Source organism: Bacillus sp. NPDC077027, assembly GCF_050269555.1.
Lineage (GTDB): Bacteria > Bacillota > Bacilli > Bacillales > Bacillaceae > Bacillus.
In genome coordinates this window covers 116,900-140,446 of the sequence record NZ_JBNNIO010000002.1, presented here as the reverse complement: position 1 = coordinate 140,446, position 23,547 = coordinate 116,900, and the positions used below count along the sequence as shown (strand labels likewise).

Below are 23,547 nucleotides of genomic sequence, written 5' to 3'. Positions count from 1 at the left end.
AACAAATGTCTTTTTAGGGAGGACATTTACGGAGAAAGGTGGAATTTTAGGTGAAGGCAATTCGAGTAGGACTACTAGGATTAGGCACAGTTGGCAGTGGTGTTGTCAAAATTATTCAAAATCATCAGGATAAATTGATGCACCAGATTGGCTGCCCCGTTTTAATACAGAAAGTACTTGTCAGCAATCCCGATAAAAAAAGAGACGTGGATGTGGCAAAGGAAGTCTTCACAACAGAAGTATATGATGTGATCAAAGATCCGGAAGTAGATGTCATCATTGAAGTAATGGGTGGAATTGAAGACACAAAACAGTACTTGATTGATGCATTAAAGGCAAAAAAGCATGTCATTACTGCAAATAAAGACTTAATGGCACTTTACGGTACAGAACTATTAAATGTAGCAAAAGAAAACGGTTGTGACCTTTATTATGAAGCTAGTGTAGCCGGAGGCATCCCTATTTTACGCACACTAGAAGAAGGCCTCGCTTCTGACCGTATTACCAAAATGATGGGTATCGTCAATGGGACAACGAATTTTATTTTAACGAAGATGAATGTTGATAAAAGTGCCTATGAGGATGTCTTAAAAGAAGCGCAGGATTTAGGCTTTGCAGAAGCTGATCCAACAGCTGATGTAGAAGGACTTGATGCCGCACGAAAGATGGCCATTCTTGCACGACTTGGATTCTCTATGAATGTCGACCTAGAAGATGTAAAAGTAAAGGGAATTTCAGCAATTTCTGATGAAGACATTAATTTCAGTAAACGTTTCGGTTATACAATGAAACTCATTGGTATTGCCCAAAGAGATGGTGATAAGGTCGAGGTAAGCGTCCAGCCAACACTGCTTCCAGATCATCATCCTCTATCTGCCGTAAACAACGAATATAACGCTGTTTACGTCTATGGGAGTGCAGTAGGAGAGACGATGTTCTATGGACCAGGTGCAGGCAGTCTGCCAACTGCAACAGCCGTTGTTTCTGACTTAGTCGCCGTGATGAAAAATATGCGTCTTGGTGTGAACGGAAGCGGTTTTATTGCACCCCAGTTTGAAAAGAAAATGAAAACACCTTCTGAAGTATTTGCACAGCAATTTTTAAGAATCCATGTCAGAGATCAAGTTGGTGCGTTCTCACGTATTACGTCTATTTTCTCTGAAAGAGGAATCAGTTTTGAAAAAATACTTCAGCTCCCTGTTAAAGAAAACGACGAACTTGCGGAAATTGTGATTATTACACATCGTACATCTGAAGAGGATTTCTCAGATATTTTACAAAAACTAAATGACCTCGACGTAGTGGTTCAAGTGAAAAGCACATACCGAGTGGAAGGGAACGGTTTAAGCCGATGAAGTGGAATGGATTAATTGAAGAATTCAAAGAATATTTACCAGTGAATGAACAAACACCAAAACTAACATTAAATGAAGGAAATACACCGCTCGTTCATCTTGCCAAACTTTCTGAAACACTTGGTATTGAGCTTCATGTGAAAACAGAAGGCGTAAACCCAACTGGCTCTTTTAAAGACAGAGGGATGGTTATGGCAGTAGCGAAAGCGAAAGAAGAAGGCAATGACACTGTGATGTGTGCATCTACAGGGAATACATCCGCAGCAGCAGCAGCATATGCCGCTCGTGCGAATATGAAGTGCATCGTGATTATTCCAGATGGAAAGATTGCATTCGGAAAGCTAGCGCAAGCCGTCATGTATGGTGCTGAAATCATTGCCATTGATGGTAACTTCGATGATGCACTTAAAATTGTGCGAAGCATTTGTGAAAAAGAACCGATTGCTCTTGTCAACTCAGTGAATCCTTATCGAATTGAAGGGCAGAAAACAGCCGCGTTTGAAATTTGCGAGCAGCTTGGATCTGCACCAGACGTGTTGGCGATTCCCGTTGGAAATGCAGGGAACATCACAGCATACTGGAAAGGATTCAAAGAATATAATGAGAAAAAAGGAACAGGCCTTCCTGCTATGCGTGGTTTCGAAGCAGAAGGAGCAGCGGCAATTGTACGGAATGAAGTCATTGAAAGTCCAGAAACTGTAGCAACAGCTATCCGTATTGGTAATCCTGCAAGCTGGAAGCAAGCAGTTGCAGCGGCTGAAGAATCAAATGGGAAAATTGATGAAGTCACAGATGAAGAAATTCTGCATGCGTATCAATTAATTGCTCGCGAGGAAGGTGTGTTTGCAGAACCAGGCTCGTGTGCTTCCATTGCAGGTGTTCTAAAACAGGTGAAATCTGGTGAAATCAAACCAGGCAGCAAAGTAGTTGCTGTATTAACAGGAAATGGATTGAAAGATCCAAATACAGCTATCGACATTTCACAGTTAAAGCCGGTAAAATTACAGGCAGATGAGGAGAAAATCCTTAAGCATCTAGAAGGGGCAGCACGAGTATGAGTGAAGTCTCCATGCTTTTTTCAATTACAGTTCCGGGAAGTACTGCAAATTTAGGGCCAGGTTTTGATTCAATCGGAATGGCACTTAGCCGCTATTTAAAGTTATCCATCTACGACCATGATAGTTGGCTATTTGAAGCAGAGACCGATGCTGTGGCCGGCATTCCAGTCGGAACCGATAACTTAATCTATCAAACGGCAAAAAAGGTAGCAGATTACTATGGAAAAACGCTCCCGTCTGTTCATGTCAAAGTGTGGAGTGATATTCCGCTCGCACGCGGATTAGGAAGTAGTGCAGCTGCGATTGTCGCCGCAATAGAGCTAGCGAATCAACTGCTTAGCCTTCATATGTCTGATGAGGAAAAGCTATATTTTGCGAGTAAAGAGGAAGGGCATCCTGATAATGCGGGTGCGTCTCTTTTTGGCGGATTATTAATCGGCTTTCATGAGGAAGGAGCAACACAAGCTGTAAAGGTGCAACACGTTGATGTTGATGTTGTGGTTGTCATTCCTTTTTATGAAGTGCTCACAAAGGATGCACGTGACGTATTGCCGGATGACTTTTCATATAAAAATGCAGTCAAAGCAAGTTCGATTAGTAATGTGCTAGTTGCCGCGTTATTTACGCAAAATTGGCCGCTTGTTGGTGAGATGATGAAAAAGGATTTATTTCATCAGCCATACCGTACGATGCTTGTGCCAGAGCTATCAAAGGTAGAACATGTCGCCTCTTTAAAAGGTGCATACGGGACGGCATTAAGCGGAGCAGGTCCGACAATTTTAACGTTAACGGAAAAAGGAAAGGGAGAAGCGCTAAAAAAGCAGCTCGCCCTCAATTTTCCTCATTGTGAAGTCGATTTGTTAACAGTACCAACAGAAGGTGTGGTCGTCGAACACTATTCTGTTAATCAAGTATAAACCTTAAAAAGCGTGTGTCCTTCAAGGCACACGCTTTTTATTTATTGAAAGAAGTGCTAGCATCAAAAAGAAAAAAACTTTTTTATATAAGATAAAGGAATTTTTATTTAGCTGATCGAAATATTTTTATAGATAAAGGGAGGAGATACATTCGATGAAAAAAGCAGTTTTAGCAGAAGATCTTGCGAAACTTGTATCTGTTGCAAATCCAATTTATTCACCTGATGGTCAAAAAGCCGTTTTTACAAAAGTTACGGTAAATGAGGAGCAGGATGATTATGATATGCATTTGTGGATGCTTGATGAAGTGAGTAAACAGATAAGTCAATGGACATTTGAAAAAGGAAAGCATCATCAGCCTGCTTGGTCAAAGGACAGCAAACAGCTTGCATTCATTGTGCAGAAGCCAAAAAGCACGTCGCAGTTAGCTGTTTTTCATAGAGAGGGAGGCGGTGTAAAAACACTTACCAACATCCCTTATGGTGTATCAAACCCAGTTTTTTCACCAGATGGAGCATCCATTTTCGTTTCTGTGTCATTGAAGATAACGGAATCAATTCATGATGAGAAAAAAGAAGAGCAAGATGAATTTGCTCCTGCTATTTATAATGAATTGCCATACAAAGCGGATGGCAAAGGTTTTTTAAATGAGCGGTATACTCAGATTGTGAAAATAGATGTGAAAACAGGAAAAGCAAAACAAATCACAGATGAGCCGGCACAGCATGGAAATTATAGTTTTTCATCATGCGGTAAATGGCTTGCATACACACAACTAGCAAAAAATGAAGCTTACATAAGTGATGTGTTTCTCTATTCATTAGAAGATGGGACAAAACAGCAGGTGACACAATCAAAAGGAGTATTTTCAGAGGTTTCTTTTTCACCAGATGGTCAAAAATTTGCATTTATCGGTCATGAACGCGAGTTTAAAAATGCCACATACCCGCAGTTGTGGGTTTATGATATAAAAGAGAAAAAGACCATCTGTTTGTCAGAAATGCTTGATTTGTATATTGGAGATTGTGTTGCTGGTGATAGCTTTATAGGAGGCGCAAGCCAAAAGCCGCAATGGACCAAAAATAGTGAAGGGTTCTATGCGCTTGTTTCTGATCAAGGGAACACAGGGATTTATTATTTTTCTACAGAAGGGCTTGCCTATCCCATTCGGTTAGAATGTGAGCAAATCACAAACTTTACACTTCATCCGAACGAAACGCATATGCTTATCAGCCGCCTATCACCTGTTTCTCCGAGTGAGCTATATCTTGTCGAGCTCGGTCAGGAAGAGCTAAAGCAGCTTACCTTTGACAATGAAGAATATATAAAAAAACATGCGCTGTCAGAGCCTGAATCTTTTTCCTTTCAGTCACAGGACGGTGATGACGTGCATGGCTGGCTGATGAAGCCTGCTCACTTTGAAAAGGGGAAAAAATATCCACTCATTTTAGAGATTCATGGTGGTCCACATGCGATGTATGCTCATACGTATTTTCATGAATTCCAAGTGCTTGCTTCTAAAGGGTATGCGATTGTATACATCAATCCGCATGGGAGTCATGGATATGGACAGCCATTTACAGATCGCGTGAGAGGAAGCTATGGAGAAATTGATTATCAAGATGTCATGGGCGCGATTGATCATGTACTTGCTTTACATGATTTTCTAGATGAAACCAGACTTGGTGTCACTGGCGGAAGTTATGGCGGGTTTATGACCAATTGGATCATTGGTCAAACGGATCGTTTTAAAGCGGCTGTTACCCAAAGATCAATCTCTAATTGGCTCAGTTTTTACGGCATGAGCGATATAGGCTACTTTTTTACAAAATGGCAACTTGATGCGGACCTTTTTGCATCGCCAGAAAAGCTATGGGATCGTTCGCCTTTAAAATATTCGCAAAAGATAACAACACCTCTTTTAATATTGCATAGTGACGAAGATTATCGTTGCCCTGTCGATCAGGCAGAACAACTGTTTGTTGTGTTAAAAGAACTCGGTAAAGAGACACGTTTGATTAAATTCCCGAAAGCTTCACACGACCTTTCAAGAAGCGGTCATCCAAGGCAAAGAATACAAAGACTCACATTTATTAGTGAGTGGTTTGAAGAAAGACTGTAACAAAAAAAACGCCCCACGTGAACTGTAATTCACTGTGGGGCGTTTTGATTTGAATTTATTTATTAGAAGACCTGTTCAACTTCAACCACACCTGGCACTTCTTCTAGAAGAGCGCGCTCAATTCCGGCTTTTAATGTAATTGTTGAACTTGGGCAACTGCCGCATGCACCGAGAAGACGTAATTTTACAATACCATCTTCAATATCTACAAGCTCACAGTCTCCACCGTCACGTAATAAAAATGGACGAAGTTTGTCCAGCACTTCCTGTACTTGGTCTTTCATTTCGACTTCAGTCATCGTACAAAATCGCTCCTTTCACAACATATCACCATTATATTCATCTGGACGATAAAAATCTATTGATTGGTTTCAAAGTTCCCTACTCATTATAGCACAATCTCATATTGAAACAAAAAGTCAAATTGGCTTTTTTCAAATAGATATTTCGGCTAAAATAAAGAAAGAACAGGGGGCGTGTGGAATGAATAAACCAGTTGAGCTGTACGTCTACGGAGCAGAAGTAATTTGCGCTAGCTGTGTAAACCTTCCTTCTGCGAAAGATACGTATGAGTGGCTAGATGCGGCATTAAAGCGGAAATATCCAAATCAGCCTTTCCATATTACATACATTGATATCGAACATCCGCCAGAAGATGAGAAATTAAAGGATTTGTCTCACCGTATTTTAGAGGACGAATTTTTCTATCCGCTTGTGCTAGTGGAGGATAAAATAGTAGGGGAAGGAAATCCGAAGCTCAAAGATATTTATCAAGAAATGGAGAAATACGGCTACAAAGAGAGCAGTGAATAAGCTGTTCTTTTTTATAGTCAAAAAGAGAACATAAGTTCTTGATTTTTGATTGATAAAGAACGTTCGTTCGTATATAATCTTTTTAAAGGAGGGCATTGGTGTGAATCAACTATTAGAAAAATCGCTCCATCAACATATGCCAACCGAAATGATTTATATGAAGACGAATGGAGATTGTTCAAAACGAAAGGTAATTGTGCATAAACATCAAGAAGACTATATTCAGGCCTATTGTTTGTTAAAAAAGAAAATAAGAACGTTTCGTAAAGATCGTATCCTAGCCCTTTCTCCAATCCGTATCATGAATCAAAGGACAAATGCCGTCTCATAGGAAAAAGCCCCTTGAGCAAGACAAGGAGCTTTGAAGAAAAAATTCACAAAGAATTATCCATTATGATGCTTGTACATCCAAAGGAGTCCTGATTTTAATAATCTCGGTACACGTCCAACAAGAGGACGATCTGCCACTAAACCGAAGCCAGCTTTTTTACCTAACGAACCAAGTACCCCTTTGAGTTTAAATTGTGGGTATGTTTCAGGAAGAGGTTCATATTTCCATCGTTTTTGAAGAGATTGAACAATTTGTTCTGCTTGCGCTTCAGCAAGCTGGGCACTTGGTGCATGTGGAAGGCTTGCACAATCACCAACAACATAGACATGCTCATCCCCAGGAATATTGTGGTGAGGTGTTAACACGACACGTCCTTGTGCGTCTTTTTCAACCTCCATGTCTCGTACAACTTTACTTGGCTGAATGCCAGCTGTCCAGACGATGACCTCTGCTTCAGTCGGCTCATCATGGTTATAGAGGATTCCTTCTTCAACCTTTGTAATATTGGCACAGTTAATGATCTTAACCCCATGTTCTTCAAACCATTTCTGCACATATTGACCTAATCTTTGCGGGAAACTAGATAAAATCAGCTCTCCACGATCGAATAGAATAATGTCTAAGTCAGCTCGGCTTTCACGCAGTTCACTGGCAAGCTCTACCCCGCTTAACCCAGCACCAACAATCGCAACCGTTGCACCTACACTTAAGTTGTTTAAGTTTTTGTAAGCAAGCCTTGACTGATCAATGGTTTGAATACTGTATGTATGCTCTTCTGCACCAGGAACATTATGGTATTTGTCTTCACATCCTAGTCCAATGACAGTATCGTCATAAGGAATCGGTTCACGATCACTGAACACGATTTGTTTGTTTTCAATATCAATTTTTTCTACTTCCCCATATTGAATATCGAGCTTTGGATGCTCTGGAAAGGATACTCGAATATGGTGATCGGAAATCGTACCAGCAGCAAGTGCATAATATTCTGTTTTTAAACAGTGGTAAGGATTTCGATCAATTAACGTAATAGAAACATCATCTGGTAATTGATTTGGCAATAAGCGGTGGAGCACCCGCATATTCCCATAACCTCCGCCGATCAAGACTAAATTTTTCATGACGATTCTCCTTTTCCCCATAGACATTGAAAAAACACTTATACTAAAAAACTTTAAGTTAAAATACCAAATAAAATTATATCGAACTTACCCTGAAACTACAATAATTGTTTCAAAATAACCTACATATTCATTAGTTAGTCCTAAATAGTAAAACATTTTAACTGAAATATGTGTAACGTTTCATATGAAGGTTATTTTTTTGACTAATGGACATAAATTCGGTAGGATGTAAAGGCAATGTGAGGTGAAGCACAGTGTTTCCACTGATCGAATTTTGTGTAAGTAATCTTGCACAAGGGTCTCAGGCAGCAAAAGAAAAGCTTGAGAAAGACCCAAACTTAGATGTAATGGAGTACGGTTGTCTAAGTTACTGTGGCAAATGTATGGATTCTCCATTCGCGCTTGTAAATGGCGAATTTGTTTCAGGTGAGGATGCCGAACAGCTAGTGGAACGTATATATGCTTTTATAGAGGAAAATGAGATGTTTTAATGCACCGCATGATTCATGAGGTGCATTTTTTCAATAAGTTGATTTCCATTTTTAAGGAGAAATATAAGAAAACGCATTCAATATGTTATGCTAATTAAATATCATCAAAATGAATGATCACAAGGTCAAAGAGAGAGGCGTATACATAATAAAAGCCCTTTGCCATGACAGCAAAGAGCTTCTATGTATGAAAAACGGGGGATGATAAGATTGTCTCCTGATTCGACTCCTTTTATACTATAAAGAAACAACATTTTTGGAGGACTTTCATGACATCATTTCAATTTACGAAAATGCATGGACTAGGTAATAACTATATCTATGTGAATCAATTTAAAGAACAGCTTCCAGAACATCAACTATCGGATATCGCCATTCGTGTGTCGTCCGTCTATACAGGAATTGGTTCAGATGGAATGATCTTAATTTGTCCATCAGACATTGCACCTGTGAAAATGCGCATTTTTAACAATGATGGATCTGAAGGTAAAAACTGTGGGAATGGACTGCGCTGTGTAGCGAAATATGTGTATGAGCATCAAATGGTCACTAACACGACATTTCACATCGAAACATTGTCAGGGCTAGTGGAAGCTACTGTTCATGTAGACAACGGTACGGTTTTTTCTGTGACAGTTGATATGGGCAAGCCTCGTTTTGAGAAAAAAGCCATGCCGATGCTTGGTGAGGCAGACGCAACGACAATCAATGAAGTGCTTGATTTTGGCAAGGCGACTTTGCGCGGTACGGCTGTATCTATGGGGAATCCTCATATTGTCTTTTATATTGAGAACATTCAAGACGCTCCACTAACAACTCTAGGTCCAGTCATAGAAAAACACGAGATGTTCCCAGAAGGCGTCAACGTTGAATTTGTTGAGCTTGTCAGTCAAACTGAACTGCATTTCCGCGTATGGGAAAGAGGATCTGGCATCACTCAAGCCTGCGGGACAGGAGCCTGTGCCGCAGCTGTATCAGCCATTGTAAACGGCCACGCTGAAAAAGAAACAGACGTGACAGTACACTTGGCAGGCGGAGATTTAATGATTCGCTGGCAAGAGAACGAGCATGTACTGATGACAGGTCCAGCAGAAACCATTTGCGACGGTCAATTTTATCTGTAAACCATTTGTTTGAGAAAACGACTCATCAGGTTTATAATTTATGAGAAACATCCAGTCGAAAAAGGAGGGATGATCATGGGTACACCAGTCAAAATCACAGAAGCGGCTGCTTTGCAGATTAAAGATATGATGAAAGAACATGAAGAGGAACAAGCCTTTTTAAGAGTTGGCGTAAAAGGCGGTGGGTGCAGTGGTCTTTCATATGGAATGGGATTTGACCATGAACCATCTGATAAAGACACGCAGTTTGAACAACACGGTATTCAAGTTCTCGTCGATTCTGAAAGCCTAGATATCATGAATGGTACAATCATTGATTTTAAACAATCATTAATGGGCGGCGGCTTCACCATCGACAACCCAAACGCCATCGCATCATGCGGGTGTGGTTCTTCTTTTAGAACAGCCACGAATACCGGTAAACCGGAAGAGTGTTAGGGTATCACTAGATTGTTGGATAAACATGAAAAACTTTCTTAAGCTCTATTATGAAGAAACGAAACGTCTTTTTGATGTATAAAACCATCATGAAAAGGCGTTTTTTTGGGTCTTTATATTAGTATTTATTATCTATAAATATTTTTTTGGGAAGTTATTTTTGTAAAAGATAAAAAAATAAAGAACTTGTATTAAATGAAATTCTTGTTAAAATTGATACATATTACATGTTGAGGGGATGTATAAATGTATAAAAATGAGAAGGTGTTTGAATCAGAAAAATCAATACGTTATCTATTTCAAAAGTCCTATCAAAAAACTAAGGGATTAGTCATTGTTTTTTCAGCTTTTCATCCAATCGGAAAAGAGCCGCGTTACAATTATGTACGCACCTTGGCTGAATTTGATTGTAATAAGTTATTTATCTTAGATGATTTTGGATGTCGCGCTTCATATTACTTATGTGAAAATAGAGATTTTTCAATTGAAAGAAGTGTCATTCAATTGATTAATAAAATTATCGAAGAAAATGGCGTTGAATTAGTTATTACTTGTGGCTCTAGTAAAGGTGGATATGCAGCTTTGTATTATGGTATAAAGTATGGTTTTGACCATGTCATTGCAGCATCTCCTCAATATTTGCTTGGAGATTATCTGACGAGGACTCGTACTGAAGAGGTAATATCGTTTATGGCAGGAGCAAACACTGAAGAGGATTATCAATTTCTTAATAAAATTATGAAGAAAATGATACATAATACTGAAAGAAATCCACATATTTTTATTCATTTAGGCGAGGGAGAGTATCATTATACCGATCATGTCATCCCACTGATTAAGGATTTAGAGGAGAAGGGGATCACATGTGAATTAGACCTTGGAGATTACGATAAACATAGTGATGTTATAAAATTTTATCCCAATATTCTTAAAAATAAAATTAGAACAATCTTAGATTATCCAAAAGTTAAATTACAGCAAATCATTAATAAAGATGATACAATTTTAGAATGTGAATATAAGGTTTTATCAAATTCTCCAACTAATAAAGTAGCATGGTATGTTTATAAAGACAACAAGAAAGTTGACACGATCAACTATGGATATAATCAATATTTAAAGTTATCACTAAATGAGCCAGGCACTTATAAGATTAAAGCGTTTGTTATAAATGAAAAAAAATTAAAGGTTTCAATTGAATCTCCTGTAATTAAAGTATGATTTAAAAAGACATTCTTAAGCGACGTATGTCTTCTTTAAATGAATCAATTTTGTTACAGCTTGTTCGGACAGCTAGCTATTTTAAAATGAAAAGAGTATCATGAAATCAAACATAAACTGTAGTCAGAAAAGAGGTTGCTGAGGATTGAGTGAACAAATCAATTGCAGGAACTGTCATGAACTGATTCCATATCGTTCAAAAACTTGTCCATCTTGCGGGATAGACAAGCCGCTTCCGAAAAAGGAAAGTGTGAAGGATCGGGTTATTTTGATTGTGGCAGGAATTGTTGTGGTGCTACTTGCTGCAATGGTACTCGGAATGGCAAATGCGTATATGGGTATTTTTAAATAAACGAAAAAAGGAGTTCCATAAGAGGAACTCCTTTTTTGATCTAGCTTATTTATTTTCAAATAAGCTTGTAGAGTGAAGTGGTTGTACACGGGCTTTCGGGTCCATGTATGCTTTTGCATTGTTCACAGCGGTTGGTGCTTCACCGAAGCCGCTTGCAATCAGTTTCACCTTTCCTTCATACGTACAGATATCTCCTGCTGCGTAGAAGCCTTCGATGTTTGTTTCCATGGTTGGTTTCACAACGATGGAGTTTTTTTCGATTTCTAGTCCCCATTGTTTAATTGGACCAAGTGAGGAGACGAAGCCGAAGTTCACAATCACATCATCAACATCAATGACTTGCTTGCGGTCGCCTTTTACTTCTTCAATTACAACTTGTTCAATTTTGTCATCACCAATCAGTTCAGTTGGAACGAATGGTGTTAAAACATTTACTTTGGAGTTGTGCAAGTTTTCCACACTATGTTCATGTGCACGGAATTTGTCACGTCTATGAATAATAGACACTTCTTTTGCGATTGGTTCAAGCATGAGTGCCCAATCAACAGCAGAGTCTCCACCGCCAAGCACGACAACACGTTTTCCAGCGAATTGATTGAGGTCATTGATAAAGTAATGTAGGTTGCTGCCTTCGAAGGCTTCAGCTGTGTCTAGTTCAAGTTTTCTCGGCTGGAAAGCACCGTTTCCGGCAGTAATAATAATCGTTTTAGAATAATGAACCTCTTTATTTGTCACCAGCTTAAAGATGCCATCAGCTTGTTTTTCGACTGTTTCGACAGCTTGCTCTAAGCAAATGGTTTGATCGAATTTGTCCATTTGTTCTTTTAGGTTGTCAATGAGTTCCTGTGCACGGATCTTTGGAAATCCGGCTACATCATAAATGTATTTTTCAGGGTAGAGCGCAGAGAGCTGACCGCCAAGCTGAGGCAGACTTTCAATAATTTTGACACTTGCCTGTCTCATGCCTCCGTAAAAAGCAGTAAACAATCCAACTGGGCCGCCCCCGATAACGGTAATATCATATACCTTAGAATCTTCTTGCATTACGTTGATCCTCCCAAATGAAAATTGTTTTCATTATATCATACCATACATCTTTTATTTTTCCGTTTTGAAAAACTTGTCGTTTTTTGATGTCGTTGCATTTAAAATGATAGAAAAAAGGGGAATGTCCAATCATATCGATGATTTTCCTTTTAAAGTCTTGAAAAACGGAACGGAACTCGCTATTATTGTTAAGGGAACTAATTATTAATTTTTTATGAATTTTTGTCGGAAACGGTCAAAAGCTTTCGTTATTTGTAGGTGAAAGTTCAGATTTTCACATACTTATTTTTGTTTGAATTTCATAAAATGCCGGAAAACGGTTGAGAATAACGTTATGTAATTCTTTATCCGTTTTACAGCAAACTTAGAAAAGGTGGATGTGATTCCAATGAATAAACCGAAAATAGTTGTATTAGGTGCAGGTTATGGCGGATTAATGACAGTGACAAGATTAACAAAACAGCTTGGCACAAATGATGCGGACATTACACTTGTGAACAAGCATAATTACCATTACGAAACAACTTGGCTTCATGAAGCAAGCGCAGGTACACTACATCATGATCGTTGTCGTTACCAAATTAAGGATGTGATCAACGGTTCCCGCGTTGATTTTGTACAAGCAACAGTGAGTAGCATTGATAAGGAAGCAAAGAAAGTTGTGACAACTAGTGGCGATATTTCTTATGACTACCTTGTTGTAGCACTAGGTGCTATTCCTGAAACATTTGGTATTGCAGGACTGAAAGAGTATGCATTCTCTATTTCTAACATTAACTCGGCTCGTCAGCTTCGTGAGCACATCGAGCTTCAATTCGCAACATATAATACAGAAGCAGAAAAACGCCCAGAGCGTCTAACAATCGTTGTTGGTGGTGCAGGTTTCACAGGTATTGAGTTCCTTGGTGAGCTTGCAAACCGTGTACCTGAGCTTTGCAAAGAGTACGATATCGATCAAAAAGATGTGCGCGTCATCTGTGTAGAAGCTGCGCCAACAGCACTTCCTGGTTTCGATCCAGACTTGATTGATTATGCGATGAACTACCTTGAAGGTAAAGGTGTTGAGTTCAAAATCGGCACAGCCATCAAAGAATGTACACCAGAAGGTATCATTGTTGGAAAAGATGATGATACAGAAGAAATCAAAGCAGCTACTGTTGTATGGGCTGCAGGTGTGCGCGGTAACCCAATCGTTGAAGAAGCAGGCTTTGAAAATATGCGCGGACGCGTAAAAGTAGCACCAGATCTTCGTGTACCAGAGCATGACGATGTATTCATCATCGGTGACTGCTCACTCATTATTAACGAAGAAATCAATCGTCCATACCCACCAACTGCTCAAATCGCGATGCAACAAGGTGAAACAGTGGCGAAAAACCTTGCAGCTCTTTTGAAAAATGGATCGCTTCAAAGCTTCAAGCCAGACATCAAAGGAACAGTTGCTTCCCTTGGTGAGCATGATGCTGTAGGTGTTGCATTCGGTAAAAAACTTCAAGGAACAAAAGCTTCCGCAATGAAGAAAATCATCGACAACCGTTCACTATTCATGGTTGGCGGACCAGGACTTGTTCTGAAAAAAGGAAAGTTCAAATTCTTCTAAAATAAGTCATCAAAGCGTGTATCCTCGTGATGCACGTTTTTTTATTGAAAAACGGTACATTTTCTTACTTGGTGATTGACAGAAGATATGATATGATTAATTATCAGAAAATTTAGATAAGGAGTGAGCAATATGAAGACACAAACGAAAGAGAAGACAGCATCATGTCAATATTGTTCAGGTCAAGGATACTTTCAGCTTCTGCTTGGGGGATCTGAGACGTGTGAGGAATGTAAGGGAACGGGGAAAAAACAAGCATAGTAACACCATTCTTTCACTGATTGACTTCATCTCTATTTCCAAGTTACACTAATGATGGGATATTTGGGGGTGGAGATGAAGTGATCAGTTTACCAGTTGTCATCATTTCAGTCATTTTATTTTTCGTGCTGTTTTTTGGCATCGGTTTTTTATTAAATATGTTGCTGAGGATGTCATGGATAATGGCTATTTTGTATCCAATTGTATGCCTTTTCATTATTAATAATGAAAAAATGATTAGGTATGTCAGAGAGCCTAGTGAGGCCTTTTCAGGGGTATGGGATCGCATTCTTTCTTTAGCTGCGGCAGACATTCTTATTTTGTTAAGCGGTCTTCTGGGGGCGTTTGCTTCTGGTTTTGTCATCAATGCACTTCGAAAAAGAGGATATCAAATGTTCTAATTTATCAACCTGCTTGTTATTCTTACAAGCGGTTTTTTTTTGTGCTGCTCTGAATAGTTTCTATTTGGTTTGGAAACAAATAGATGAGTGGAGGAGTGAGCATAAAACAATGAAAATTTGGATCAAACGAATGGTGATGACGACCTTATTCATGACCGCTCTTATGACAAGTTTTATGGCGATTTCAGGGGTGGAAGCAAGTGATTTAACAAATTGGGCGAAGCAAACTTCCGTTGGAAGACAGTTATTTGCACCCTTTGATGAGAGAAACAAACAGACGTTAGCGCATAAAGGAGAAAAGCAGCGAGCTGTAACATTAGATGAAGCTTTTAATTGGAATGACTATCCGAAGCAAAAAGTGATTGCGACTGGTTATACAGCAGGCGTTGAATCGACTGGGAAAACAGAAGAACATCAAGCATATGGTATTACATATTCCGGTGTAAAAGTAAAAAGGGACTTATATTCAACCGTTGCTGCTGATCCAGTCGTTTTTCCTATTGGCACTGTTCTGTATATTCCGGATTACGGATATGGTGTTGTGGCAGACACAGGAAAGGCGATTAAAGGGCATAAGCTTGATCTGTATTATGAGACAGTGGATGATGTCTACAGGGAATGGGGAAAAAAAGTCCTCGACGTGTATGTCATTAAAAAGGGAGAAGGCACACTAACTGAACAAGATCTGAATCAGCTAAATGAAGCAGAATCAATGCAAGTGTTCCGTCAGCAATTTAAAGCAAATAAAGAATGAAAAAAAGCTTTGGCCCTTTAAGGGAACCAAAGCCTTTTTTCTGCTTTTACATGAAGTAATAGTCAAGGATGAGTGTCAGCAAGATGCCAGTCAATCCACCAAAAAACACTTCAATCGGCTTATGTCCAAGAAGTTCTTTTAGCTTCTTCTGTTTTTCTTCTTCTTTTGCATTAGGGAAAAGTTTAGCTTCAGCAACGAAACGATTAAAGTCTGTTACAAGCTTATTTAAAACCGTTGCTTGTTCTCCCGCTTGTCTACGGACACCAGTGGCATCAAACATCGTAATCACAGCAAAAATGGCGGCAATCGCAAAGATGGATGACCCTACTCCATGCTCTAATGCGATCCCAGTTGAGAGAGCAGTGACTGCTGCGGAATGTGAACTTGGCATGCCACCTGTGCTTGTAATGAGCGACCAATCTAGTCGTCTGGAAATAATAAATTGAATCGGTACTTTTACAAATTGAGCAAAAAAGATGGCTGCAAGGCTAGCAAGCAGCGGGAAATTCGTTAGTACGCTCATGAACAAGAAACATCCTCTCTTAAGAAAAAATAAAATGATCAATCATTGCTGTTTTGCCTAGTATGATGAAGTAAAAATAAATGCAAGAAAATGATTGCCAAGTCCAATTTTATTATAACATTAAAAGGAAAAGAATGTGGGTTTCACATTGAGGTGGACAGGCATGTGAATCATGGTTTCTTCATGTTTCCCTACAATGTAAATAAATATTAAATTTTATCATCGGCATTTATCATAGATGAAATAAGTATCGCAGCATAAAGTTTGATATAATGAAAGTTCCAATGCGAAGGATGGAAATGGAGTTCTTTTAAGGAGCGTGTGATAAATATGTTTTTCTCGACAAATGAGTTGCAACATAAAGATACACTGGCAGTTGGACTTTTTCAAAAAAGCCAGTTGACCGGAAAGGCAAAAGAAATTGATGAATTACTTGAAGGCAGATTAACGGAGTTATTAAAAGAAGGCGATATTTCATCTAAACGAAACCAGCTATCAAAGTTTTTCCCATCACCTGAAACAGGGATTAAACGCATCTATTTTGTAGGGCTAGGTAAAGAAGCGGATTATAGCTTTGACGAGGCAAAAGAAGCCTTTGCCTATTTATTTAAAAAGCTCCATCAAGATAAAAAACAAGCAGTATCCGTATTGCTTGACACATTTACTGGCAAAGAGTTGCCTGTGAATGATGCGGCACATGCTCTTTCAGAAAGCTGTTTGCTCGCTACATATGAATTACAGGATTTTAAACATAAATCAAATGAACCAGATCGTTTTATTGAGTTTGTCTATGCGACAACAGACCATGATGTGACTGAAATTCAGGCGAGTCTCAAAGTAGGAGAAGTGTATGGTCAATCAGTTAACTCTGCCCGTACACTTGTGAACATGCCCCCAAACATGTTGACTTCGTCAGATCTTGCTTCATATGCAGCAGAGCTCGCGTACAAGTATGAATTTGAGATTGAAATTTTAGACAAAGAGCATATGGAAGAGCTCGGCATGGGTGGAATTCTGGCAGTGAATAGAGGCTCGACGGAACCGCCGAAGCTAATTGTTCTGAAGTATCAAGGCAAGGACGAATGGACAGATGTCATTGGGCTTGTTGGAAAAGGAATCACGTATGATACAGGTGGTTACTCATTGAAGCCAAGAACGAGCATGGTTGGCATGAAAACAGATATGGGCGGATCTGCATCTGTTTTAGGGGCAATGGAGATTATCGGTGAGCTACGCCCAGAGCAAAACGTCATTGCGGTGATTGCATCTACAGATAATATGGTATCAGCTGATGCGATGAAGCCAGATGATGTCATCGTCTCACTAAGCGGAAAAACAATTGAAGTTCTAAACACTGATGCAGAAGGCAGGCTTGTTTTAGCAGATGGAATCACATACGCGAAGCAGCATGGGGCAACTGTATTGGTTGATGTGGCAACATTAACTGGCGGCGTCATTGTTGCTTTAGGGAATGAGACAACGGGTGTCATGACAAACAACCCTGAACTTTATGGACAATTTAAAGAAGCATCAGAAGAATGTGGGGAAATGGTTTGGCAGCTACCGATTACGGAAAAGGATAAGAAGCGTGTGAGAAATAGTAAGATGGCAGACTTGAATAACTCTCCAGGCCGAGATGGTCATGCAATCATGGCTGGCGCATTCATTGGGGAATTTGCTGAGGAAACCCCGTGGGTTCATTTGGACATTGCAGGTACAGCAACAACACAGCAAGCTTCATGCTTTGGACCATCTGGTGCGACAGGTGTCATGGTACGTTCTCTTGCTACCTTTGTGGAAAGATACGAATCAAAAGAATAGATCACAATGGGGCTCTGCAACACAATGCAGAGTCTTTTCTTATTTTTAGGATATGGAGCATTTGACGAAGTTTTTTTTCTATGTTAACATACGTTAGTACTTTAATTATCTACTACATTAGTAAACTAAAGGATTTCGGAGGTTTCATCATGAATGCAGTTGTTTTAGCTGTTTTACTTATGCTTGTGTTAAGTCTGCTCAGAGTCAATGTTGTCATTGCACTGGCACTCGGTGCGCTTGCTGGCGGACTAGCAGGTGGATTAGGTCTTGGGGGAACAGTTCAAGCTTTTACTGATGGACTTGGAGGCAATGCCACAGTAGCTATTAGTTACGCTCTTCTAGGCGCATTTGCGGCTGCACTGACCAAAACGGGTCTTCCAGATGCAATGGTGGAAGGTGCAGTGAAGCTCCTAGGAAAAGAGGGAGATACAAGAAGAAAAACACTTTCTAAAGTGCTAATTATCCTCGTCATTTTGATCGTGTCGATTTTCTCGCAAAACGTGATCCCGGTTCATATTGCCTTTATACCAGTATTAATCCCACCACTCCTAAAAGTGTTTAACGAGCTTGAAATTGATCGCAGACTGCTTGCATGTGTGATGACTTTCGGATTGACTGCACCATATATTTTACTTCCAGTCGGATTTGGGCAAATCTTTCATGGGATTTTAAGGGACAACATGAGGGATGCAGGCCTAACAATCAATTTGTCTGATATTCCGTACGCAATGGTCATACCTGTAGCTGGCATGGCTCTTGGACTTGTGATGTCACTTTTTGTTTATCGGAAACCAAAAGTGTATGAAGATCATGATATTACAAATGTAGAAAAATCAGTGTATACGAAAAAGAGCCTGCTTTTGGCAGCCTTGGCGATTGTTGTTTCTCTTGTCGTACAGCTTTATCTATCTCAAGCGCTTGGCGTAGAAGGGATGATTTTTGGCGCACTTGCGGGGCTCATTGTGTTGTTTGTAACAGGTATGATGAAACGTGATGAAGCCGATCATTTAATTACATCTGGAATGAACATGATGGCATTTATCGGTTTTGTGATGCTCGTTGCAGCAGGTTTCGCGAATGTTCTGACAAAAACTGGCGATATCGAATCGCTTGTCAAAGCATCATCACAGCTAATAGGTAACAATCAAAGTTTAGCCGCTATTTTAATGCTGATGGTTGGCCTGCTTGTGACAATGGGGATAGGATCTTCTTTTGCAACAATTCCAATTATCACGACCATCTTTGTGCCACTTTGTTTACACCTCGGATTCAGTCCAATGGCAACAATTGCAATTATTGGATCAGCCGCTGCTGTTGGAGATGCAGGGTCACCTGCAAGTGACAGTACGCTTGGACCGACTTCAGGGCTGAATATGGATGGACAGCATCATCATATTTGGGGAACGTGTGTACCAACTTTTATATTCTATAATATTCCGCTTGTTCTATTTGGGTGGCTAGCCGCCATTGTTCTTTAAGCGAAAAGGTTCCTTCTATTTGAAAGGAACCTTTTTTCTATTTAAGAGCTGACTGTTCTCTGCGAAATGACGTAGCTTTTGAAACAGAGCGATAAATTTTAGGTGCTATGATTGCTAGTAAGATGGTAAAGGCATAATCCTTCACCATAAACCAAATCATGAAGAACCAAGTGGTCCGATATGAAATTGGTGCGTTGAGCCATATTTGAAGTGCAAGATACGTATAGGTTGTCCCAATAACATAGATCATGGTTGTGCCACCGATTGCTGCGACTAAAAAGTTGATAAAGTTTGGGTTTTTTCGTTTCTCAAGAATGAATCCTGCAAACCAAGCCGCTGGAATATAAGATAAAATAAACCCACCACTTTTGCCAAGAATCACTGCAAAGCCTGCTGAAAAATAAGCAAAAACAGGTGCGCCTGCAAGACCTACTAAGGCGTATATGATCATAGCTAGTGCTCCAAGCCGTCTTCCAAGTAAAAGTCCAGCTAGAACACAAAAGAAAGGCTGCATTGTGAGCGGAATTCCGCCAACCTGTAAAAATGGAGCAATGGCGGCGATGTTTGCACCAATGGCCATTAGTGCAGCAAACATGCCGACTAGAACAAAATTAGCGGTTTTCCTTGTGTTTCTTTGCATGTTGTTACCCCCTGTCTGTAAAAATAGATTAAGGGCAGGTGGGTATTTTGTCAACATTTTTTATAATTTGGTTAACAATAAAAGCGCTGCCAAATGATTGGCAGCGACTAACATCTAAGCTTCCGTCATTGTAGAGGAGTGGATCGCCTCTTTGACAGGTACATATGGATATCCAAGGTCTCGTGCAACAGCTTCATACGTAATATGACCATTCATGACATTGACACCTTCAGCGATCGCTTTATTTTCCATCATTGCTTTGGCGACACCCTTGTTTGCAATTTGTAGTGCATAAGGGACCGTTACGTTTGTCAGAGCGACCGTGGAGGTTCTTGGTACAGCTCCAGGCATGTTGGCAACTGCGTAATGTAAGATGCCGTGTTTTTCATATGTTGGATTGTCGTGTGTTGTGATATGATCAACTGTTTCAACAATTCCTCCTTGGTCTATGGCAACGTCAACAATCACTGAACCAGGCTTCATTTGTTTCACCATTTCTTCTGTAACAAGTGTAGGTGCCTTTGCACCAGGAATGAGCACTGCACATATCAAAAGGTCTGCTTCAACTACTGAATCGGCAATATTCACTGGATTGGACATGAGTGTTTTCATTTGATGACCAAACTGGTCGTCGAGCTGACGAAGGCGTTCTGCATTCAAGTCAATCAATGTCGCATCTGCGCCAAGACCAATGGCCATTTTGGCTGCGTTTGTGCCAACAACACCGCCACCAATAATGGTGACTTTTCCTCTTGATACACCTGGAACTCCTGCGAGTAAAATACCTTTTCCGCCTTTTGGTTTTTCAAGAAATTGTGCACCGATTTGTGCCGCCATTCTGCCTGCAACTTCCGACATTGGCGTTAAGAGTGGGAGTGATTTTCCGTCTGTTACGGTTTCATAAGCAATAGCTGTCACACCTTTTTGTTTAAGTGCTTCAGTCAAGGAGGGTTCTGCTGCGAGATGGAGATAGGTAAACAAGATGAGACCTTCTTTGAAATAGTTGTATTCCTCAGGTAGGGGCTCTTTGACTTTCATGATCATATCAGAAGAAGCCCACACTTCTTTCGCCTCTTGGATAATCTCTGCACCAACAGAAACATAATCGTCATCGGTAAATCCGCTGCCTGCACCAGCATTTGTTTCAATTAAAATACGGTGTCCAGCAGAAAGCAATTGAGAAGATGCACCAGGTGTCAAAGCCACTCGGTTTTCATTGTTTTTAATCTCTTTAGGAATGCCGATTATCATGTTAGGTTCCTCCTAAGCTTATCTATTTGTATTGTATGTTTAGTGTATACTGAAAGTTTAGAAAATTCTTCGGTTGAAACAAAAAAACAAAAAACGCCCTTTTGTGAAATTTCACAAAAGCACGCTTTTCAGCTTCATATCGAGATAAATTGTCATTTTTTCGTTGATGTTTTTTAAATCAATTTCAGCAATATCAGTAATTCGTTTTAGTCTGTAGTTCAGTGTATTAATATGAATGTTTAGTTGCTGGGCAGCGATATTTGCGTTACTGTCACAATCGATGAATCGCTCTAATGTTTCCACAAGGTTCGAGTGATGGCGTAAGTCATAATCCTCGAGCTTAGATAACGAGTAGCTTGAATAGGAAGAATGTTTACGCTTTTCTGCCAGCACATCTAGATATTGATAGATACCTAGCTCAGAAAAACTGATAAAGCGTTCTGTTTCGTTTGGAAATCGCTCTTTTGTTTTTAACACAGCTTGCGCTTCACGGTAAGAAGGCTGGATATTTGTGATATTGTCATAGATACCACCAATCGCTGCCTGTGCATCATGAATTTTATAACGATCTGATAATTGATGTAACAGGCTGTTTGTAAACTGCTTCATATCCTGTAAAGGGTGATCCGTTTTTGGCGACACAAGGATGATAAGTTCATGAAAATCAACAGTTGTTAGTAACACTTGTACCTGCTGCGTTGTTTCAAGCAAGTAAGATAGTTTCTTCTCCGTCTCATCGTCTAGCTCGTCTCTTAGGCGAATGATGATGATCGCATACGTGTCAGGGCACCTTAAACCAAGTCTCAAGAAGAGATCGGTCATTTCCTCTTTTTCTCGGATATGACCTGTTAACATTTTCCAAAATAGTTCTTGATTTCGTTCTTCTGTTTTTGATTTACGAATTTGTAAATGAATTAATTTGTTTTTGACAGCGTTTGCCGCCATTTTAAGAAGGTCCATTTCTTCGTCGGTGAACGGTTTCGGTGATTCTATCGCCCATATAAAACCAAGCACTTCTTTGTCTTTCCAGATCGAAATGGCAATTCTGCTTGAAAGACCGACTTCTGCAATTTGATTCACACGAAGTGGTTCATCTGTTTTTAGGAGTGTAGGAATGATACCGTCCTTCCATAGTCGATTAATGACTTTTTCCGGTACACGGCGAGAGATAATGGTTGAGGTTCTAGCAGGATCAGTAAAGTCATTATGTGTGCTATAGGCTAACAACCTGTGATGAATATCTTCTATTGTAATGGGACATTCCAAGACATCGCTAATTTGGTCAGCTACATCCTCTAAGCGATCAAAGCTATACTTAAATGGATCCGTTTTCTTTGTCATAAAAAACCCCTGCTTCTTCAAATATATCTCGTATCTACTATTATGAAGAACCGTACGTTTAAATCAATAAAAAACTGTAAAAAACGTGAAAAAACAAGGGTTGAGTGTTTTGCACTAAGTAGATTGTCTTGGTTTTGCGTGAGAGAGAAGGAATTATGGGAAATGTTTAAAAAAGAAAGAGCGGGAGGTGAATAGTCCAAAAATAACATAGTAAAAAATAAATAGGTGAAAAGATTCATTGGAGATCAACGGATTTTTTTAAGGAAAAATAACCACTTTTTTGTTAAATACTAGATAAAAAGCGAAAATACAGTAATTCAATAGACTCATTTTGTAAAATAAAAACATATTTGTTTGACTGTGTATCATTTCTGTTTTTATAATAAGGACGTTCAAAAAATAAGTGGATTAGCCCATTTCCTAGCGGCTATACACGGGAGGTAATGAGGAATATGTCAGGAATTATTCGCGTAACCCCAGAAGAACTTAGAGCGACCGCTAAGCAGTATGGTGTCGAAAGTCAAGAAGTATTAAACCAAGTTGATCGTCTAAACAGAATGATCTCTGACTTAAAAGGAATGTGGGAAGGTGCTTCTAGTGAAGCCTTCGCTGATCAATATGAACAGTTAAAGCCTTCATTCATTAAAATGTCTGATTTATTAACAGATGTCAGCAATCAGCTTGATCAAACTGCAAATACACTTGAAAGCACTGACCAAGACATCGCAAGCCAAATTCGCGGCTAATCAATGTTGTGTTTTTTATGTGTAATGAGCGGAAGAAGCGCCGAATCTGTAAGTTGATGCCGGCGCTCTTTCTATTTTGTGAGGTGGAAATTTGTGTATATTGATATTACCATCGACTTAAAAAACTATGATGGCAGTGTGTTTGATTTGAGATTATCAAATTACCTACATATAAAGCAAGTGATTCACATCGCATGGCAAGCAAAGCAAATCTCTATTCCAAAGCGAGAGGGCGGCTGGGTTCGTGTGGTGAATAAGAAAGCTGTGTTTTCAGGCGAATATAAGCTGTCTGAATGTGGCATAACCACCGGGGACAGGCTGGAAATACTATGAAAGGA

Annotated in this window: 25 protein-coding genes and 1 pseudogene; 19 read left to right on the top strand and 7 right to left on the bottom strand. The window is 39.6% G+C overall.

The window, feature by feature from the left end:
- The first annotated feature begins 50 nt into the window (after positions 1–50).
- From ACQKEZ_RS06305 to ACQKEZ_RS06290, 4 genes are all read left to right on the top strand, one after another.
- Positions 51–1,355, top strand: a complete 1,305-nt coding sequence (locus ACQKEZ_RS06305; protein WP_427299472.1) for a homoserine dehydrogenase — start codon at positions 51–53, stop codon at positions 1,353–1,355.
- Positions 1,352–2,413: a threonine synthase gene (gene thrC, locus ACQKEZ_RS06300; RefSeq protein WP_427299471.1), complete on the top strand. Its 1,062-nt coding sequence runs from the start codon at positions 1,352–1,354 to the stop codon at positions 2,411–2,413. The genes ACQKEZ_RS06305 and thrC overlap by 4 nt, the downstream gene beginning before the upstream one ends.
- A complete protein-coding gene (gene thrB, locus ACQKEZ_RS06295) occupies positions 2,410–3,330 on the top strand; it encodes a homoserine kinase (protein WP_427299470.1) in 921 nt (306 codons plus the stop codon). The genes thrC and thrB overlap by 4 nt, the downstream gene beginning before the upstream one ends.
- A 154-nt stretch (positions 3,331–3,484) precedes the next feature.
- Positions 3,485–5,452 carry a prolyl oligopeptidase family serine peptidase gene (locus ACQKEZ_RS06290; protein WP_427299469.1) on the top strand — a complete coding sequence of 656 codons (1,968 nt, stop codon included), beginning with the start codon at positions 3,485–3,487 and terminating at the stop codon, positions 5,450–5,452.
- 62 nt (positions 5,453–5,514) lie between these two features.
- On the opposite strand, the pseudogene ACQKEZ_RS06285 reads toward ACQKEZ_RS06290, so the two are convergent.
- Positions 5,515–5,814, bottom strand: a pseudogene (locus tag ACQKEZ_RS06285) (NifU family protein).
- A 121-nt stretch (positions 5,815–5,935) separates the two neighbouring features.
- Between ACQKEZ_RS06285 and ACQKEZ_RS06280 the strand changes: the two are divergent.
- Positions 5,936–6,265 (top strand): YuzD family protein, encoded by a 330-nt coding sequence (locus tag ACQKEZ_RS06280; protein ID WP_427299468.1) that lies wholly within the window; start codon positions 5,936–5,938, stop codon positions 6,263–6,265.
- Between the two features lie 100 nt (positions 6,266–6,365).
- Positions 6,366–6,596 carry a WYL domain-containing protein gene (locus ACQKEZ_RS06275; RefSeq protein WP_427299467.1) on the top strand — a complete coding sequence of 77 codons (231 nt, stop codon included), beginning with the start codon at positions 6,366–6,368 and terminating at the stop codon, positions 6,594–6,596.
- A gap of 53 nt (positions 6,597–6,649) precedes the next feature.
- Here the strand turns inward: ACQKEZ_RS06275 and ACQKEZ_RS06270 are convergent, their stop codons facing one another.
- Positions 6,650–7,717 carry an NAD(P)/FAD-dependent oxidoreductase gene (locus tag ACQKEZ_RS06270; protein WP_427299466.1) on the bottom strand — a complete coding sequence of 356 codons (1,068 nt, stop codon included), beginning with the start codon at positions 7,715–7,717 and terminating at the stop codon, positions 6,650–6,652.
- A 257-nt stretch (positions 7,718–7,974) separates the two neighbouring features.
- On the opposite strand from ACQKEZ_RS06270, the gene ACQKEZ_RS06265 reads away from it, so the two are divergent.
- The 5 genes from ACQKEZ_RS06265 (at position 7,975) to ACQKEZ_RS06245 (ending at position 11,346) form a co-directional block, all read left to right on the top strand.
- Positions 7,975–8,211, top strand: a complete 237-nt coding sequence (locus ACQKEZ_RS06265) for a YuzB family protein (protein WP_427299465.1) — start codon at positions 7,975–7,977, stop codon at positions 8,209–8,211.
- A 269-nt stretch (positions 8,212–8,480) separates the two neighbouring features.
- Entirely contained in the window at positions 8,481–9,335 is an 855-nt protein-coding gene (gene dapF / locus ACQKEZ_RS06260) for a diaminopimelate epimerase (RefSeq protein WP_427299464.1), read from the top strand.
- A gap of 75 nt (positions 9,336–9,410) precedes the next feature.
- Positions 9,411–9,773, top strand: coding sequence for a HesB/IscA family protein (locus tag ACQKEZ_RS06255; protein WP_427299463.1), 363 nt, complete (start codon positions 9,411–9,413; stop codon positions 9,771–9,773).
- A gap of 246 nt (positions 9,774–10,019) precedes the next feature.
- The gene (locus tag ACQKEZ_RS06250) at positions 10,020–10,994 is read left to right on the top strand and encodes a YqiA/YcfP family alpha/beta fold hydrolase (RefSeq protein WP_427299462.1); all 975 of its coding nucleotides are present in this window, start codon (positions 10,020–10,022) and stop codon (positions 10,992–10,994) included.
- A 145-nt stretch (positions 10,995–11,139) separates the two neighbouring features.
- The gene (locus ACQKEZ_RS06245) at positions 11,140–11,346 is read left to right on the top strand and encodes a hypothetical protein (protein ID WP_427299461.1); all 207 of its coding nucleotides are present in this window, start codon (positions 11,140–11,142) and stop codon (positions 11,344–11,346) included.
- Positions 11,347–11,391: 45 nt separating this feature from the next.
- Here the strand turns inward: ACQKEZ_RS06245 and yumC are convergent, their stop codons facing one another.
- Positions 11,392–12,390, bottom strand: a complete 999-nt coding sequence (yumC, locus tag ACQKEZ_RS06240; RefSeq protein ID WP_427299460.1) for a ferredoxin--NADP reductase 2 — start codon at positions 12,388–12,390, stop codon at positions 11,392–11,394.
- A 385-nt stretch (positions 12,391–12,775) separates the two neighbouring features.
- Here yumC and ACQKEZ_RS06235 point away from each other — a divergent pair, with 385 nt between their 5' ends.
- From ACQKEZ_RS06235 to ACQKEZ_RS06220, 4 genes are all read left to right on the top strand, one after another.
- Complete coding sequence (locus ACQKEZ_RS06235; protein WP_427300484.1) at positions 12,776–13,993, top strand: NAD(P)/FAD-dependent oxidoreductase; 1,218 nt, start codon at positions 12,776–12,778, stop codon at positions 13,991–13,993.
- Between the two features lie 132 nt (positions 13,994–14,125).
- Entirely contained in the window at positions 14,126–14,254 is a 129-nt protein-coding gene (locus tag ACQKEZ_RS06230; RefSeq protein WP_427299459.1) for a YuiA family protein, read from the top strand.
- 80 nt (positions 14,255–14,334) lie between these two features.
- A complete protein-coding gene (locus ACQKEZ_RS06225) occupies positions 14,335–14,655 on the top strand; it encodes a YuiB family protein (protein WP_427299458.1) in 321 nt (106 codons plus the stop codon).
- Positions 14,656–14,764: 109 nt separating this feature from the next.
- A complete protein-coding gene (locus tag ACQKEZ_RS06220) occupies positions 14,765–15,409 on the top strand; it encodes a 3D domain-containing protein (protein ID WP_427299457.1) in 645 nt (214 codons plus the stop codon).
- A 46-nt stretch (positions 15,410–15,455) separates the two neighbouring features.
- Here ACQKEZ_RS06220 and ACQKEZ_RS06215 read toward each other — a convergent pair whose 3' ends face one another.
- On the bottom strand, positions 15,456–15,932 hold the full coding sequence (locus tag ACQKEZ_RS06215) for a divergent PAP2 family protein (RefSeq protein ID WP_427299456.1): 477 nt from the start codon (positions 15,930–15,932) through the stop codon (positions 15,456–15,458).
- Between the two features lie 330 nt (positions 15,933–16,262).
- Here ACQKEZ_RS06215 and ACQKEZ_RS06210 point away from each other — a divergent pair, with 330 nt between their 5' ends.
- Both ACQKEZ_RS06210 and ACQKEZ_RS06205 read left to right on the top strand, forming a co-directional pair.
- The gene (locus tag ACQKEZ_RS06210) at positions 16,263–17,753 is read left to right on the top strand and encodes a leucyl aminopeptidase (RefSeq protein WP_427299455.1); all 1,491 of its coding nucleotides are present in this window, start codon (positions 16,263–16,265) and stop codon (positions 17,751–17,753) included.
- A gap of 149 nt (positions 17,754–17,902) precedes the next feature.
- Entirely contained in the window at positions 17,903–19,231 is a 1,329-nt protein-coding gene (locus tag ACQKEZ_RS06205; RefSeq protein ID WP_427299454.1) for a Na+/H+ antiporter family protein, read from the top strand.
- Between the two features lie 37 nt (positions 19,232–19,268).
- On the opposite strand, the gene ACQKEZ_RS06200 is transcribed toward ACQKEZ_RS06205, so the two are convergent.
- The 3 genes from ACQKEZ_RS06200 to ACQKEZ_RS06190 form a co-directional block, all read right to left on the bottom strand.
- Complete coding sequence (locus tag ACQKEZ_RS06200; RefSeq protein WP_427299453.1) at positions 19,269–19,871, bottom strand: biotin transporter BioY; 603 nt, start codon at positions 19,869–19,871, stop codon at positions 19,269–19,271.
- Positions 19,872–19,985: 114 nt separating this feature from the next.
- Complete coding sequence (ald, locus tag ACQKEZ_RS06195; protein WP_427299452.1) at positions 19,986–21,122, bottom strand: alanine dehydrogenase; 1,137 nt, start codon at positions 21,120–21,122, stop codon at positions 19,986–19,988.
- 111 nt (positions 21,123–21,233) lie between these two features.
- Positions 21,234–22,463 carry a PucR family transcriptional regulator gene (locus ACQKEZ_RS06190; RefSeq protein WP_427299451.1) on the bottom strand — a complete coding sequence of 410 codons (1,230 nt, stop codon included), beginning with the start codon at positions 22,461–22,463 and terminating at the stop codon, positions 21,234–21,236.
- 452 nt (positions 22,464–22,915) lie between these two features.
- On the opposite strand from ACQKEZ_RS06190, the gene ACQKEZ_RS06185 reads away from it, so the two are divergent.
- Positions 22,916–23,209: a WXG100 family type VII secretion target gene (locus ACQKEZ_RS06185; RefSeq protein ID WP_003213769.1), complete on the top strand. Its 294-nt coding sequence runs from the start codon at positions 22,916–22,918 to the stop codon at positions 23,207–23,209.
- A 93-nt stretch (positions 23,210–23,302) separates the two neighbouring features.
- Entirely contained in the window at positions 23,303–23,542 is a 240-nt protein-coding gene (locus tag ACQKEZ_RS06180; RefSeq protein WP_427299450.1) for an EsaB/YukD family protein, read from the top strand.
- The last annotated feature ends 5 nt before the right edge of the window (positions 23,543–23,547 follow it).

Bases quoted from the DNA above. Each gene is read 5' to 3' on its own strand.
- thrC (WP_427299471.1), top strand. From the start codon at position 1,352: ATGAAGTGGAATGGATTAATTGAAGAATTCAAAGAATATTTACCAGTG.
- thrB (WP_427299470.1), top strand. From the start codon at position 2,410: ATGAGTGAAGTCTCCATGCTTTTTTCAATTACAGTTCCGGGAAGTACT.
- ACQKEZ_RS06290 (WP_427299469.1), top strand. From the start codon at position 3,485: ATGAAAAAAGCAGTTTTAGCAGAAGATCTTGCGAAACTTGTATCTGTT.
- ACQKEZ_RS06280 (WP_427299468.1), top strand. From the start codon at position 5,936: ATGAATAAACCAGTTGAGCTGTACGTCTACGGAGCAGAAGTAATTTGC.
- ACQKEZ_RS06270 (WP_427299466.1), bottom strand. From the start codon at position 7,717: ATGAAAAATTTAGTCTTGATCGGCGGAGGTTATGGGAATATGCGGGTG.
- dapF (WP_427299464.1), top strand. From the start codon at position 8,481: ATGACATCATTTCAATTTACGAAAATGCATGGACTAGGTAATAACTAT.
- ACQKEZ_RS06255 (WP_427299463.1), top strand. From the start codon at position 9,411: ATGGGTACACCAGTCAAAATCACAGAAGCGGCTGCTTTGCAGATTAAA.
- ACQKEZ_RS06250 (WP_427299462.1), top strand. From the start codon at position 10,020: ATGTATAAAAATGAGAAGGTGTTTGAATCAGAAAAATCAATACGTTAT.
- yumC (WP_427299460.1), bottom strand. From the start codon at position 12,390: ATGCAAGAAGATTCTAAGGTATATGATATTACCGTTATCGGGGGCGGC.
- ACQKEZ_RS06230 (WP_427299459.1), top strand. From the start codon at position 14,126: ATGAAGACACAAACGAAAGAGAAGACAGCATCATGTCAATATTGTTCA.
- ACQKEZ_RS06220 (WP_427299457.1), top strand. From the start codon at position 14,765: ATGAAAATTTGGATCAAACGAATGGTGATGACGACCTTATTCATGACC.
- ACQKEZ_RS06215 (WP_427299456.1), bottom strand. From the start codon at position 15,932: ATGAGCGTACTAACGAATTTCCCGCTGCTTGCTAGCCTTGCAGCCATC.
- ACQKEZ_RS06210 (WP_427299455.1), top strand. From the start codon at position 16,263: ATGTTTTTCTCGACAAATGAGTTGCAACATAAAGATACACTGGCAGTT.
- ACQKEZ_RS06205 (WP_427299454.1), top strand. From the start codon at position 17,903: ATGAATGCAGTTGTTTTAGCTGTTTTACTTATGCTTGTGTTAAGTCTG.
- ACQKEZ_RS06200 (WP_427299453.1), bottom strand. From the start codon at position 19,871: ATGCAAAGAAACACAAGGAAAACCGCTAATTTTGTTCTAGTCGGCATG.
- ald (WP_427299452.1), bottom strand. From the start codon at position 21,122: ATGATAATCGGCATTCCTAAAGAGATTAAAAACAATGAAAACCGAGTG.
- ACQKEZ_RS06190 (WP_427299451.1), bottom strand. From the start codon at position 22,463: ATGACAAAGAAAACGGATCCATTTAAGTATAGCTTTGATCGCTTAGAG.
- ACQKEZ_RS06185 (WP_003213769.1), top strand. From the start codon at position 22,916: ATGTCAGGAATTATTCGCGTAACCCCAGAAGAACTTAGAGCGACCGCT.